The sequence below is a fragment of the Massilia aurea genome, assembly GCF_024753205.1.
Classification (GTDB): Bacteria; Pseudomonadota; Gammaproteobacteria; order Burkholderiales; family Burkholderiaceae_D; genus Telluria; species Telluria aurea.
Genome location: NZ_JANUGZ010000004.1, coordinates 813,295 through 827,238, shown reverse-complemented (window position 1 = coordinate 827,238; position 13,944 = coordinate 813,295). Strand labels below are relative to the sequence as shown.

General features: G+C 65.2%; 9 protein-coding genes. 2 read left to right on the top strand and 7 right to left on the bottom strand.

All coding sequences use genetic code 11. The features are described 5' to 3' along the window. Positions 1 to 190 precede the first annotated feature (190 nt). A complete protein-coding gene (locus tag NX775_RS18735) occupies positions 191 to 1,708 on the bottom strand; it encodes a BCCT family transporter (protein ID WP_258837329.1) in 1,518 nt (505 codons plus the stop codon). Positions 1,709 to 1,916: 208 nt separating this feature from the next. Between NX775_RS18735 and NX775_RS18730 the strand changes: the two genes are divergently transcribed. Next, positions 1,917 to 2,879, top strand: a complete 963-nt coding sequence (locus NX775_RS18730) for a helix-turn-helix domain-containing protein (RefSeq protein WP_258837328.1) — start codon at positions 1,917 to 1,919, stop codon at positions 2,877 to 2,879. On the opposite strand, the gene NX775_RS18725 is transcribed toward NX775_RS18730, so the two are convergent. The 6 genes from NX775_RS18725 to NX775_RS18700 form a co-directional block, all read right to left on the bottom strand. Continuing rightward, positions 2,876 to 4,180, bottom strand: coding sequence for an MFS transporter (locus tag NX775_RS18725; protein WP_258837327.1), 1,305 nt, complete (start codon positions 4,178 to 4,180; stop codon positions 2,876 to 2,878). The two genes, NX775_RS18730 and NX775_RS18725, sit on opposite strands and share 4 nt — an antisense overlap. Beyond that, the gene (locus tag NX775_RS18720; RefSeq protein ID WP_258837326.1) at positions 4,177 to 6,477 is read right to left on the bottom strand and encodes a family 20 glycosylhydrolase; all 2,301 of its coding nucleotides are present in this window, start codon (positions 6,475 to 6,477) and stop codon (positions 4,177 to 4,179) included. The genes NX775_RS18725 and NX775_RS18720 overlap by 4 nt, the downstream gene beginning before the upstream one ends. 46 nt (positions 6,478 to 6,523) lie before the next feature. Continuing rightward, positions 6,524 to 9,157, bottom strand: a complete 2,634-nt coding sequence (locus NX775_RS18715; protein WP_258837325.1) for a TonB-dependent receptor — start codon at positions 9,155 to 9,157, stop codon at positions 6,524 to 6,526. 179 nt (positions 9,158 to 9,336) lie between these two features. Further along, a complete protein-coding gene (locus NX775_RS18710) occupies positions 9,337 to 10,716 on the bottom strand; it encodes an HD-GYP domain-containing protein (RefSeq protein ID WP_307732309.1) in 1,380 nt (459 codons plus the stop codon). 185 nt (positions 10,717 to 10,901) lie between these two features. After that, positions 10,902 to 11,522, bottom strand: a complete 621-nt coding sequence (locus tag NX775_RS18705) for a hypothetical protein (RefSeq protein WP_258837324.1) — start codon at positions 11,520 to 11,522, stop codon at positions 10,902 to 10,904. 168 nt (positions 11,523 to 11,690) lie between these two features. Continuing rightward, entirely contained in the window at positions 11,691 to 12,833 is a 1,143-nt protein-coding gene (locus NX775_RS18700; protein ID WP_258837323.1) for a serine hydrolase domain-containing protein, read from the bottom strand. Positions 12,834 to 12,916: 83 nt separating this feature from the next. On the opposite strand from NX775_RS18700, the gene NX775_RS18695 reads away from it, so the two are divergent. Continuing rightward, positions 12,917 to 13,903 carry an LLM class flavin-dependent oxidoreductase gene (locus NX775_RS18695; RefSeq protein WP_258837322.1) on the top strand — a complete coding sequence of 329 codons (987 nt, stop codon included), beginning with the start codon at positions 12,917 to 12,919 and terminating at the stop codon, positions 13,901 to 13,903. Positions 13,904 to 13,944 lie beyond the last annotated feature (41 nt).

The following is a 13,944-nucleotide window of genomic DNA, read 5'->3' as shown; positions in this document are numbered from 1 at the left end:
GCACGATTGATGCTCTGTTCGCCAAGTCACAGACCGGGCGGCAGCGGCGCATGCGCCTACGTGACATTGCCCGTCAGCGCGCCAAGTCGATAACGATAGGAAATTTGACAGCGCGTCAGAGCATCGGCGCCCAAGAAAAACGGCCAGCCCGCAACTGCGGCTGGCCGTTCGTGTCGTACAAGATGAATGCTTACTTCTCGACGATCTGGCGCACGCGCCGGCGCAGTTCGCGTTCCTGCTTCTCGTGCGCAGCCCAGTCTTCGCGCACCCCGCGCCACAGCGAAATCAGCATCAGGATGATCACCAGCGAAAACGGCACGGCAAACACGATGGTCGCTGTCTGCAGCGCCTTCAGTCCCCCTGCCAGCAACAGGCTGATCGCAATACCGGCGATCAGGCCGCCCCACAACAGCTTGGTGCGGGTCGACGGATTCGGATTACCACCGCTGCTCATCATGCCCAGCACCAGCACGGCCGAATCACCCGACGTGACAAAGAACACAAGCACCAGGATCGTGGCCACGCCCGACATCAGCATGCCGAACGGCATGGCGTCGAACATCGCGAACAGCGCAGTGGCCGTATCGGCGCGCACGGCGTCGGCAATCGGGATCTGCTGCCAGATCTGCATGTGCAGCGCGGTGCCGCCAAAGATCGAGAACCAGATGAACGCGGCCAGTGTTGGCGCCAGCATCGTGCCCAGGATGAATTCACGGATCGTGCGGCCACGCGAGACGCGGGCGATGAACAGGCCCACGAATGGCGACCATGAAATCCACCAGGCCCAATAGAAAATGGTCCAGCTGCCAACCCAGGTGCTGTCGCGGAACGGCGTCGCGCGCAGGCTCATGCGGACGAACTCGGTGACGTAGTTGCCCAGCGTGCTGGTCAGCGTGTCGATGATTGCCACGGTCGGGCCAAGGATGAACACGGCCAGCGCCAGCAGCGCAGCCATGATCATGTTGGTGTTCGAAAGGATTTTCACGCCGCGCGTGACGCCACTGACGGCCGAGCCCAGGAACATCACGGTAGCCAGCACGATGATGCCGATCTGCGAGGCCTCGCTTACTTGCACGCCGAATACGGTATTTAGGCCATTGTTGATCTGCAGCGCGCCCACGCCAAGCGAGGCTGCCACACCGAAGGCGGTCGCGACCACGGCCAGTCCGTTGAAGAATCCGCCCATGTGCTTGACGATCGGCCACGGCAGCGCGTCCGTCACGGTGCTGACCAAGGCGACACCGCCGCGCCGGTACTGGAAGAAGGCGATGGCCAAAGCCACGGCGCTGTACACGGCCCACGGGTGAATACCCCAATGGAAGAAGGTGTAGCGCATGGCGGCGCCCGCTGCTTCCGGCGTGTTCGACACGGTGCCGGGTGGCGCTTCGATGTAGTGCGAGATCGGCTCGGCCACGCCAAAGAACACGAGACCAATGCCCATGCCGGCGGCAAACAGCATCGAAAACCAGCTGCCGAGCGCGAATTCCGGCTCGTCGTCATCGCCGCCAAGTTTCAGGTTGCCGTAACGGCTGAAGGCCAGGAAGGCAACGAACACCACCATGCCGAGGACGACCCAGAGGTAGAACCAGCCAAAATTGCGGGTAACGGTAGCAAGCGCGGTGTCGAAGACCGGGCCCATGGTGTCGGGCGAAATGACACCCCACAGAACGATGGCGAGGATGAAGCCCGCCGATAATGCTGTCTGCATAATTTCTCCAGAGACAGAACGCGCGGGGCGTTTTGATAGTTAAATGACCACGCAATTGTAAATGAATTGCCAACTTGCTGCGGCGCAACAATTCTCCCGTGCTAGCTGTCCATACGTGCCATTATTGTATTTTCCAGGCTACACATAGTTCGCCATGGCAGCGGGTTTGGTCGCATAATTCATCAACGCTGTCATGACGAGCCGCGATATGCCACCGACCCACGCCGCCCTTGCCCACCGTATGCCACCTGCCGCCCCCTGCGTGGCGCCCCGGGTGCCGGTGTCGCGTCTGTCGCGCCTGTACGAAGTCATGGACCTGATGCTCGACTCGGTCGGCGATCCGCTGGCCTTGGGCAGCCTGGCCGCGTCGGCCAAATATTCGAGCTACCACTTCGACCGCATCTTCCGTGAGCTGACCGGCTTTTCGGCGGTGGAATACCAGCGCAAGCGGCGCCTGCGCCGCGCCGCGCACCTGCTGCGCCACGAACCGGACGTGCCGGTCGGGCGCATCGCGCAAGATTGCGGCTTTCCGTCGAACGCGGCGTTCGCCAAGGCCTTCCGCCAGCAGTTCGGCATGCCCGCCAAATCCTGGCGCGACGGCGGCTGGCGCATCTATATGGATGCCCAGGTCGGGCGCGAAAGCGATGTCAGCTTCTTTGTCGCCGAGCCGGGCGAACTCACCGCGCTGAACGCCCCTTATTGCGCGCCCGCGCCTGGCAGCGTTGCCGCGCGCGTCACGCTGCGCCAGTTACCGGCCCTGCAGCTGCGCTACCAGCGCTTCTTCGGCCAGTCCGGCGCGGCGCTGTCGCTGGCCTGCAATGCCTTCATCTGCGCACAAGAAAGCGCCGGCATCCCACGCGGGGCGCCGTGGTACGGCGTATTCGACGAAGATCCGGGTTTTACGGGCGAGCGCGAATACTGCTACGACTTCGGCTTCGACGCCAGCGTGCTGGCCGACCCGGGGCTGGGACTGCGCGTGCTGCCGGCCGGGATGGTGGCGATCCTCGAATTTCGCGGCGAGTGGCCGCGCTTTCGGGCGATGTACGAAGACTGGCTCGAACACCAGAGCGTGTGGCGACTCGATGCGACGCGGCCCCATGTCCAGAAGGTCGCGCGCACCGAAGATGGCGGCTGGCAGGGCTGGCTGGCCCTGCCGGTCAAGCGGCGCTAGTTTTTCTCCACCGCGTTATCGGGCGCCTCGATGCGCATGAAGCGGCTCAGCACCAGCACCGGCAGCGCCGCCACCAGCACCCACAGAAAGAAATCCCGATAACCCAGCGCCTGCTGGATGTCGCCGCTGATCGTGCGAAACAACACAAAACCCAGTTGCATGAAGCCGGTGCCCAGCGCGTAGTGCGCCGCCTGGTACGGGCCGCTGGCGACGACCTGCATGATGAACAGGATCACGCCGACAAAGCCGAAGCCATAGCCAAACATCTCGAGCCCCAGCGCGCTGACGATCAGCGGCATCGAGACGGGCTGCGCGTCGCTCAGGTACCAGAACACGGCATTGGGCAGGTTCATCGCCAGGATCAGCAGCGGCAATGCGCGCTTGAGGCCCAGCCACGCCGTGAAGTAACCACCCGCAATGCTGCCGATCAAAAAGGCGGCGGTGCCAACCGTGCCGTACACCCAGCCCACCTGGGCGGTGGTCAACCCCAGGCCCCCGGCCTCACGCGCGTCGCGCAGAAACAATGGGCCAATCGACTGGATCTGCCCTTCCCCGGCGCGAAACAGGATGATGAACAGGATCGCCATCCAGATGCCGCGTTTGGCAAAGAAAGTCTTGAACACGTCGGCCAGAGTGGCCCCAATGTCGCGCGCATGACGAATCCGCCCCGCGAGCTTGGGCGTGGCCGGCAGCGCGTGCCAGTGGTACAGGCCCAGCGTCACCATCAGGCCACCAAGCAGCACGAACACGACGGTCCAGGCGGAAGCGATGCCGAAGCGTTCCTCGAGTTCGCCCGCCAGGATCAAGAGCCCGCCGAGCGAGAGGAACTTGGCGGCGTTGAAGAAAGCGCCCTGCCAGCCGGCATACGCCGCCTGCTCGCGCGATGTCAGGCTGCTGATGTAGATGCCATCGGCGACGATGTCATGGGTGCTCGAGGCCAGCGACACGATCGCCAGCAGCGCCAGGCACAAGGAAAACCACATCGGCAGTTGCAGGGCCAGCGCGACCAGGGCCAGGCAGGCGCCACCAAAAATCTGGCAGGTGACGACGGCCATGCGCCGGCTCGGGGCCAGTTCCAGGAACGGACTCCACAGCGCCTTGAAAGCCCAGGCCAGGCCAAGAAGCCCCGTCCAGCGGGCGATCTGGTCATTCGGCACGCCCATGCTCTTGAGCATCTGGCCGGCGACCAGCGCCACGGCATAGAACGGCAAGCCCTGCGCCAGGTACAGCGTGGGCACCCACGACAGCGGATGGCGCCGTGGCGCATGGTGGACCGGAGCAGCGACCAGCGTCTCGTTCATGGCGATTCCAGATGTAAGGTGACGATGCGGCTCACGCGACCGTGCGTGTCGATGCTGGCCAGTTTCACGATGCGCGCGCCGCGTACAGGCACCGGGTCGGCGTAGCGCGGGCTGGTGGCATCAGGGTCGCGGCCATCGATAGTGTGATGCAGGCCCAGGCCGGGAAAGGCGGTATTGGCCTGCAGCATACCGTTCTCCACGCGGGCGCCCGGCGGCGGCAGGCGGTAGTGCCAGCCATGGCGATCGAGCCGCGGCAATTCGCGCCGACCGAGGCGGTTGGCAAATTCGTTCCAGTCCGGATTCGTGTCCTGTGGCGACCACGCGCGTTCGGCCAGGCCGAGCAGGCGCGGCATCGCGAGATACTCGAGCCGCGCGCGTGAGCACACGTTCTCGCCCCAGAGCTGGCCCTGCAGGCCCGTGACGCCGGCGCTCGGCGCCAGATCGAACGCATCGCGCGTGCCGACGAAACCGGCCCAGTAGTAGCCCGGTTCCAGCGGATGCTTGGCATGGGCGAAATCGAAATACAGGCTGGTGGCATTGGCCAGCACGACGTCGAAACCGGCGGCGGCCAGCTCGGTCGCGCAATCGCGTTCGTGCGGCAAGCCGCCGTTGTTCCAGACATAGACGTGGAAGTCGCGCCCGGCCTGACGCCGGTCGGGCGCCAGCACGCCATCGGCGCGGGGTGTCAGCGCCGTTTCTTCCCAGCCCGCAAACGCGATGCCATGACGCGCCAGGATCGCGCGGCAGCGCGCCTGGAAGTCGTCGCGCAACTCGCGCACATCCGTCCAGCCATGCGCGCGCATGCTGGCCTGGCAGACGGGCGAACCGACCCAGGCGCCGCCAGGGACTTCATCGCCGCCCGTGTGCAGCACGGTCAGCGGCACCTTTGCTTCCCGGTACAGCGCCGCCACGGCAGTGACGACGGTGTCGATGAAGCGATCGACCGATGGCAGCGCAATGCACATCACGTTGTCGTGCCACAGCTGCACCGATTCGTAGGCGGACGTGTCGGCCGGATCGCTGAGCAAATACTCGTCGGCGCCGGCGAGGTCGCCCGCCGCCATCAGGCGCGCATGCCGCACGCGCATCGCTTCGACGGCCGCGCGTGCGTGGCCCGGCAGATTGAATTCGGGGATGACGTCGATGTGGCGCGCTTTCGCATGGCGCAGGATCGTGATGAACTGGTCGGCCGTATAGAAGCCGCTGCCGCTGGATGCATCGACGGCTGCCCCGGAGCCAAACGACGGTGGTAAACAATCTCCGACGCCGCGCTGCGCACCGACCGCCGTCAGTTCGGGCAAGGCGGCAATCGCCAGACGCCAGCCCTCGTCATCGGTCAGGTGAAAATGGAAGCGGTTGAGTTTATACGCGGCCATGCAGTCGAGCAGGCGCAGCACGGTGTCGACGCTGGAAAAGTGGCGGGCAACGTCGAGCATCATGCCCCGGTAGGCGTAGCGCGGCGCATCCTGCACCACTCCCAGTGGCAGCGTGCCATCGGGTGCGACCAGCTGCGACAGGCTTTGCAGGCCGTTGAAGACGCCGTGCGCGCTGGCGCCCGTGAGCACCACGCGCTGACTATCGATGTCGAGCGAATACGCTTCATCCCCCGCTTCAGCGACCGGCCCGATGGCGAGCGTCACCGCGCCCTCGCCCGGCGGCAGGTCGGCCAGCAGCGCGCGCAGGAACCGCACTTCGTTGTCCAGGCCTGGCCCGTGCACGACCGACGCGTCGCGCCCCAGCCGGTACTGACCGCCCGTGAATCGCGCCGAGCGTGGGCGCGGCGTGATACGCCCGACCTCGGCCTCGGGCAGGGTCGACAGCGCCGTGTTCTGCGCAAAACGCCAGGCCGCATCGGCAGTGGGCACCGCGTCGCCCCGGTTACGGTGCCGCTGCTCGGGGCGCACGAACGGCGCAATGATCGGGTCGCCCAGGTCGACGGCCATCCCGCCCTGCCCCGGCAGCAGGTAAAACCCCAGCGGCGCATCGGTGATGCTGATCGCCCAGTGCAGCGCCTCGTAGTCGAGCGTGTGTGTCTGCCCCGGCAACCAGGCGTCGCCACCCGGCATCGACAGTGCGAACAGGTCGCCATTGACGTGCGCAATGGCGTAGCCAGCGCTGACTGTCTCGGCCAGGATCTTGCGGCAGGTGTTGAAGCACAGCGTCCAGCCAGGTGCGATGGGCACACCGCCATCGTTGCGCAGCACGAGGCGCGCGGCAAACGCGTCGTCGCGTATGAAATTGCTCAGGCACTCCCAGGCGATGTGGATCGCCGGGCCGCCATCGGATCGGTCCGTCATGGGTGTCCAGGTGAATGCGGGGCGGCCATTGCCGCCCCTGGGCTGATTACAGCTTGCCGCGCAGGCCGAGGTAGAAGGTACGGCCGTTCGAGTAGAAGGCGCGTGGCCGGTCCTCGTTTTCGGCGTACATCTTGATGGTCTCGTTGGTGAGATTGAGCGCATCGAACGTGAGCGTGAAGCGTTCGCTCAGCTTGACGTTGACGGAGCCGGCCAGCGACGGCATGTCGTCCACGTGCTGGCTCGCGCCACGGTCCACGCCCGCCTTGTACTTCGATCGCCAGTTGTAGGCCAGGCGCGCCGAGAAGCGTTCATTCTCGAAGTAGCCGGTCACGTTGTAGGTGTTGCGCGACGAGTTGATGAGTTCACCACCATCGTCGAGTTCACCATCGGCGAACGTGTAGTTGACCAGGAAACCGAAGTCACGCGCCACCGGCTGCTGCCAGCTCAGCTCCACGCCGCGATTGCGCCCGCTCGTGTTGTACGGCGACGTGATCTGGTACTCGGTCAGCGTACTGCGCTTGTTGTTGTAATAGGTGCCGGTCGACGTGCCCTGCGCCACGATCGAGCGCAAGTCCATGTAGAACAGGCCTGCCGAGATCAGCGCTTTCGGCGCGTAATACCACTCGGCGCCGATGTCGAAGTTGGTCGAGCGCACCGGCTCTAAATTGACGTTGCCGCCGTTGCCGCTCAGCGCGTCGTCGTTCAGCGACACCGAGCCGCCCAGCGCGCTGTAGTCGGGGCGCGCGATGGTCTTGGCCAGCGCCGTGCGCAGCACCAGATCGGGCGTCACGTTGTATTTCAGGTTGGCGCTTGGCAGGTAGTCGCGGTAGGTACGCTTGAACGTCGTCGGCGTGTAGGCGCCGAAGGCCGAACCGGTGATCGGCGCCGGGCCGCCCGGCAGGTTGACAATCGTGTTCTGGCGCGTCTCGACGGCGCGCAGGCCGACATTGCCGCTCCAGCCATCGCCGCCGAAGTCGACCATGCCGTACAGCGCCGCCGTCTTCTCGCCCACTTCGAATTCGTTCATCCAGTTATGGCGCAGTACGTAGTCGAGCAGCCGGTTGCCGGGGATCGCGCCCCACGCGCCCAATGCTGCGCCGTCGTACTTGAAGTAGTTCGACGCGAGATTGCCGCCCAGGTCATTGGCGAAGTCGCTCGGGTACAGCTGGCCGTTCCAGGCCGGGCCCGGATTGCTGAAGCCCAGCGGGCCGGGACGGGTTTCCAGCGGATGCTCGGCGTTGCGCTGGTGGTCGGTCCAGCGCGCGCCGAAGCGCACGGCCTGGAACGTCGGATTGTCCAGGCGCAGTTCGCCGTCGAGCTGCGCGTACTGTTCCTTGTCCACCGACTGCGATTCGCCGCCGCCGGCCCACGCGGTCGAACCGGGCGAGACCGTGTTGCCGCCGGGGTAGCTGACCGATGCCGGCGAAAGACCGTTCAAGCCATACACCATGCCGCCGTCGACATTGTTCTGGTAGTAGACGTCGTCGCGGTCCCAGCCCACGCCGTGGGTCTTGCCGAGCTTGCCCGACAGCGAGAAGCGCTCGTTGACGCGCCACTTGCCGTTGAAGTCCAGGTACCACGATTCGCCGCCCGCATCCGGACGGTAGATATTGTCGACCTCGCCCGCGTTGCGCGTGAACCCGGCCCCCACCAGTGTGTTGTTGCGCACAACCGGGTTAATTGGAATCAGGTTCAGGCTGTTGATCGAGTTGGCCGGCGCGGCCAGCCAGTTGGTGTTCTGGTGCGGCGCTTCGAGCTTCGAATAGAAGCCGTTGACGTCCAGCGTCAGGTCGCGGTTCGGGCGCACCTCGACGTCGAAGGCGCCGCCTTCGCGCTTCTTCTCCTGCTCGAACAATGCGGCGCCGATGAAGGTCGGCACAACCACGCCGGCCAGCGCCGGATTGGCGAGCGCCGCCGCGCTGGTCGCGCTGATCGGGGTGTAGCCGAGGATTTCCTGGCCATCGCGCCGCACGGATGATTTCTCGGAGAACCCCTGGATCAGGATGCCCGCCGTGTTGGCGGCGTTCTTCCAGTTCACGAGGCCCGACAGATGCGGCTTGGTCTCACCCGACAGGTCGTTGTAGTTGGCCTGGACCGAGCCTTCGACAGTGAGCTGCTGGCGGAAGTCGAGCGGACGACGCGTGATGACGTTGATGGCGCCGGAGACGCCGCCTTCGACCAGGTCGGCCGTCGGGCTTTTCTGAACCACGATCGAGCCGACCAGCTCGGACGGCAGCAGCGAGAAGCTGCTCGACCGGCCGACATTGCCGCCGATCTGGTTCAGCACGAACCAGTCGCCGGTGCTGATCGCGTGGCCGTTGAACAGCGTCTGCTGCAGGCTCGGGCTGGTGCCGCGCAGGCTGACGCGGTCGTTTTCGCCGAAGCCGCCTTCGCCGCCGGCGGACGATTGCGTGTTCACGCCGGGCAGGCGCTGGATGGCATCGGCCACGTTTTTATCGGGCATCTTGCCGATGTCTTCGGCCGTGACCACCTCGACGACGGCGTCGCTGTCGCGCTTCTGGCGCAGCGACTGTTCGAGCGCAGCACGCACGCCCGTCACCACAACAGTCTGCGGCGCCAGCACCGGCGCTTCCTGCGCGCCTGCCCCGCTCACCGCCAGGATTGCCACCGCCGCTGCGATCGCGGTCCGCTGATACTGCCGTGCCTTCAACTCATTCATGTGCGCTCCAAACCAGGTTGGCCATCGGTTGTTGGAGCCAGTCCCAAGCAATCCGGACAGGCTCTCAGTGAGCGCATTGTGGTGGCATCCGGGATGCCATGTTTGTCAAATCTTGCTATCCGGAAGAGGAATTCATCACACTGACATGTGACTGTGGCAGGCGGAACCTGGCGGCAGATTCAGGGCGCCGGGAACGGCACCAGCGCCAGCCCGCGCTTGAGCGCATCGAAGCAGGCCGGGTCGAGCGCGGTGCCGACGGTCTTTTCCATCATCTCGAGCGCCTGCGGGATCGGGATCGCGCCGCGGTATGGGCGCTCGGCGGTGATGGCGTCGAAAATGTCGGCGGTGGTGATGATGCGCGTCTCGAGGCGGATGTCGTCCGCATGCAAACCGCGCGGGTAGCCGTTGCCGTCGAGCCGCTCGTGGTGGGCGCCGGCAATCGACGCCAGTTCGGCAAACGCCGCGATGCGGCCCAGGATCGTTTCGGTGTATTCGGCGTGCTGGCGCACGGCGGTCCATTCGTCGCGGTCGAGCGAGCCTGCCTTGTCGAGAACGCTGTTGCTCACGCCCAGCTTGCCGACATCGTGCAGCAGCGCGCCGCGCTTGAGCCAGCGGCGGCGCTGCGCCGACAGCCCGAGGGCCTCGCCGATCATGTCGGTGTACAGCGCCACGCGTGCGCTGTGGCCGCTCGTGTACGGGCTCTTGGCATCGACCACCTGGCCGAAAGCGGTGGCGATATCGTCGAGGTAGTCTTCGTCGAGCGCAACTTCGTGGCCCGCCGGCTCCAGTGCGAAGACAGCGCGGTCCAGGTCCGGCGCGGCAAGCTTGCGCCAGAAGGCATCCTCCAGCGCGACCTGTTCGAACGCGGCGACCAGCTGCGGATCGAACCAGCTGCCGGCGCGCGCGGTGGCTTCGTGCAGCGCAGCCTCGCGCCCGCCATCGGTGTGGAACACGTCGATCACCTGCGCCAGCAGCGCAATGCGCGCATACACGGGGATCGCGTCGCCCGCGAGCTGGGCCGGCTTGCCCTTGCCATTCACGTGTTCATCGAGCGAATAAATGCCTTCGGCCACGCCCTCCGGGAAGCGCAGCAGGCGCGCGATGTCAGCGCCGCGCTGGCAGCGGGTGGCGATGAGGCCCTGCGCGATCTCGGGGCCATCGCGCAGAATGGTCATGACGCTGCGGAACCGCTCGGCCAGGCCCGCTTTGAGGCCCGTGTGCTTGAGCACGAAACCGAGCACCTGCGGCAGGCTGTCGCCCACCGTCTTGAAACTGCGCTTGAAGTCGAGATCGTCCGTCAGGTACAGCTCGCAGATGCGGGCGGCATTGCTGCTGCAGCCAAGGTCTTTCAGCAGCAGCGTGTAATACAGTTCCCACAGCTGGTCGTCATTCAGGCCCGCGGCACGGCCGATATGCATCCCGATCCAGCAGCAGCGCACGCAGTGGCCAGCAGGCTGGCCTTCGGTAATGTCGAGCGCATAGCTCAACGCGCCAATCAGCTCGGAGAGCTTCATGGCGCTGGGGGCCAGCATCTCCTGCGGCGCGTCGGGGTGCATCATAATTAGTTCCGTAAGGCAATAATTATGAATGGTACGCCACAACCTTCGTGGAAAATCACCAGCCCCATAATATTGACCACGGATGCGGCGCGGATACCACAGATAAAACGACAACACCGGCGCGAGGCCGGTGTTGTGCTGGTGGCGGCTAAGCCACCCTTATTGCTGACGCATTGCTGGTGCTATCAATAACCGCGGCCGGTGGTGCCCGTAGTACCGGTGCCGGTGCCGGTAGTGCCCGTTGCGCCGGTTCCAGTTGTACCCGTTCCGGTAGTACCAGTGGTGCCCGCGCCTGCTGCGCCGCTGGTACCCGTGCCCATTGAACCGCTCATACCGGTGGTGCCAGCAGCGCCGGTGGTACCGGTAGCGCTGCCGGTTGTGCCGGTCATGCCGCTGTTACCCATTGCGCCGGTGGTGCTGCCGTTCATGCCCGTGGTGCCGCTGGTGCCGGTGCGGCCCGTGGCGCCGACCGTGCCTGCACGGCTGTCAACGACGCCCGCCGAGCCGGTGGTGCCGGTCATCGGGCTGGTGCTGCTGCGGCGATCGTTCTGCGGGTTCATGCTGCTGGTGCCGGTGGCGCTCATCGACGAGCGGCCCGTCGCATCCTGCATGCTGCTGCCGGTCTGGCTACCAACCTGGCCCGAGGTACCCGCCATGCCCGTGCCGGTCGTGCCGGCGGTGCCCGTTGCAGTGCCGGTGCGGCCGGCCGCGCCTGCCGTGGCGCCCGTTTGTGCATGAACTGCAGTAGCGCCCAGCATGGCAACCGTCAGCGATGCGCCGATCATTCCTTTGAGTAGCTTGTTCATGGTGTTCTCCTGAATATGTTTTGTAGTGCGTTCTCGACACATCAGTGCGTCAAGTCAGGAGTCCAGTGTAGGTCGACAGCAGATATGGGCGCGCACGGTACCGCGCGGAAACAATTAATCGTCGCCCAACGTCATCTATTTTGCGCACAATTGCACGCATTTTTTTGTTTATTGTTGAGCTGATAATACGGCTTCTGCCGATAGCGTTCCCAGCTCGGCGTAGAGCGGCAGGATGCTGTTGCGGTCGTCCGGATACACTCGGTTGGACAGGAAAACATAAAAGCTTTGCGACTGTGGGTCGATCCACAGGATGCAGCCGGTAAAGCCCGTGTGCCCGTAGCTGCCCAGCCGGTAATGCCGGCCCCGTGGCTGGCGTGCAAATGGCGAATCGATGTCCATGCCCATGCCGCGCAGTGCGGCAATGCCTGGTGGCGACTGCGCGGTGCACAGCAGGCGCACGCTGTCGGGATGCAGCACGCGCACGCCATCGAGTTCACCGCCTGCAAGCAGCATGCGGGCAAAGCGCGCGACGTCCCGCGCGGTCGAAAATACACCGGCCGAGCCCGCCACGCCGCCCATCCGGCGCACGGTCGGATCATGGACCTGGCCTTGCAGCACGGCGCCGGGCGCCAGGCCACGCTGCGCTTTCGACAGCACCGCATTTGCCTCCACCGCACCACGCTGGGTGGGCGCAATTGTCCGCCCGTCGCCGCGCGCCAGCGGCCGATAGCCGGTGTCCTGCATGCCCATTGGCGCAAAGATGCGCTGCTCGGCAAACGCATCGAGCGGCATGCCAGCCACGCGTTCGATGATCAGGCCAAGCAGGATGTAATTGATGTCGGAGTAGCGAAAGACACTGCCCGGCACATGCGTCACGCGCTCGAGCGAGGCCAGCAGCAACGCTGCCTCCCTGCCCTCCCACGCCGGACTGGCCGGCAACCCGGCCAGCAAGCCCGACGTGTGGGTCAGCAACTGGCGCACTGTGATCGCGTCCTTGCCGCCGCCCGCACAGTCAGGCAGGTAGCGCAGCAGCGGCGCTTCGAGGTCGATCTGGCCGCCCTCGTGCAGCAGCAGGATCGCCGGCGCCGTCACCAGCACTTTGGTCAGCGAAGCGACGTCAAACACGGTACCCACGGTGACCGGCGCGGCAGCCGGCCCGAAGTGGAGCCGCCCATACGCGCGCTCGGCATGTGCGGCGCCGCGTTCGAGCCAATACACGGCGCCGGGCAGCGAACGAGCCGTGATGGCAGCGCCGATGGCAGCGTCGATTGCCGCCAGATGATGCCCGTTGAAGCCATGTTGCACACTCATAACCACATATTGTATTGACAAGCGGCCGGTGCAGTTTTGGGCACCCTTGCACGCGTTTTTTCGCATCGGCGTATCATTGTTCCATGATCCCTTTATCGATACTCGACCTCTCGCCGATCGTTCAAGGCAGCGATGCGGCAACTTCCTTCAAAAGCTCCCTCGACCTCGCCCAGCATGGCGAACGCTGGGGCTACAACCGTTACTGGCTCGCCGAACACCACGGCATGCCAGGCATTGCGAGCGCCGCCACGGCGGTACTGATCGCCCATGTGGCGGCCGGCACGTCCACGATTCGCGTGGGCGCCGGCGGCATCATGCTGCCGAATCATTCACCGCTCGTGATCGCCGAACAATTCGGCACGCTCGCGTCACTCCATCCGGGCCGGATCGACCTGGGCCTGGGCCGCGCGCCTGGCTCCGACCATACCACGGCCCGCGCGCTGCGCCGCAACCTGGCGTCGGACGCCGACGAGTTCCCGCAGGACGTCGTGGAACTGATGGATTACTTCGCAGGTTCAAGCCGCCGGCAGGTGCTGGCGGTGCCGGGCGCAGGCCTGGACGTGCCACTATGGATTCTCGGTTCGAGCCTGTTCGGCGCGCAACTGGCGGCGCACCTTGGTCTGCCGTATGCATTCGCGTCGCACTTCGCGCCGCAGATGATGATGCAGGCGATCGACATGTACCGCAGCAATTTCCGTCCATCGGCGCAGCTGGCCGAGCCGTATGTCATGCTCGGTTTCAATGTGTTCGCGGCCGATACCGACGAAGAAGCGCATCTGCTGGCCACCTCGATGCAGCAGGCGTTTGTCGCGCTGCGCACGGGCAATCCGGGCAAACTCAAGCCGCCCGTCAGCGGTTACCTGGAAGCGCTGGACACGCCCGAGCGCATGATGCTCGACAGCGTGCTGGCCTGCTCGGCAATCGGCTCGCGCGACACCGTGGCCGCCCAGCTGCACGCGTTCATCGACAAGACCAAGCCGGACGAGATGATGATCACGTCGCAGATCTACGACCATGCAGCGCGCCTGCACGCGTACGAGATCACGGCTGACATCCGGCGCAACAGCTGACACCAGCACTGATGTTTTAACGATGAAAAAGCCCACCCGGC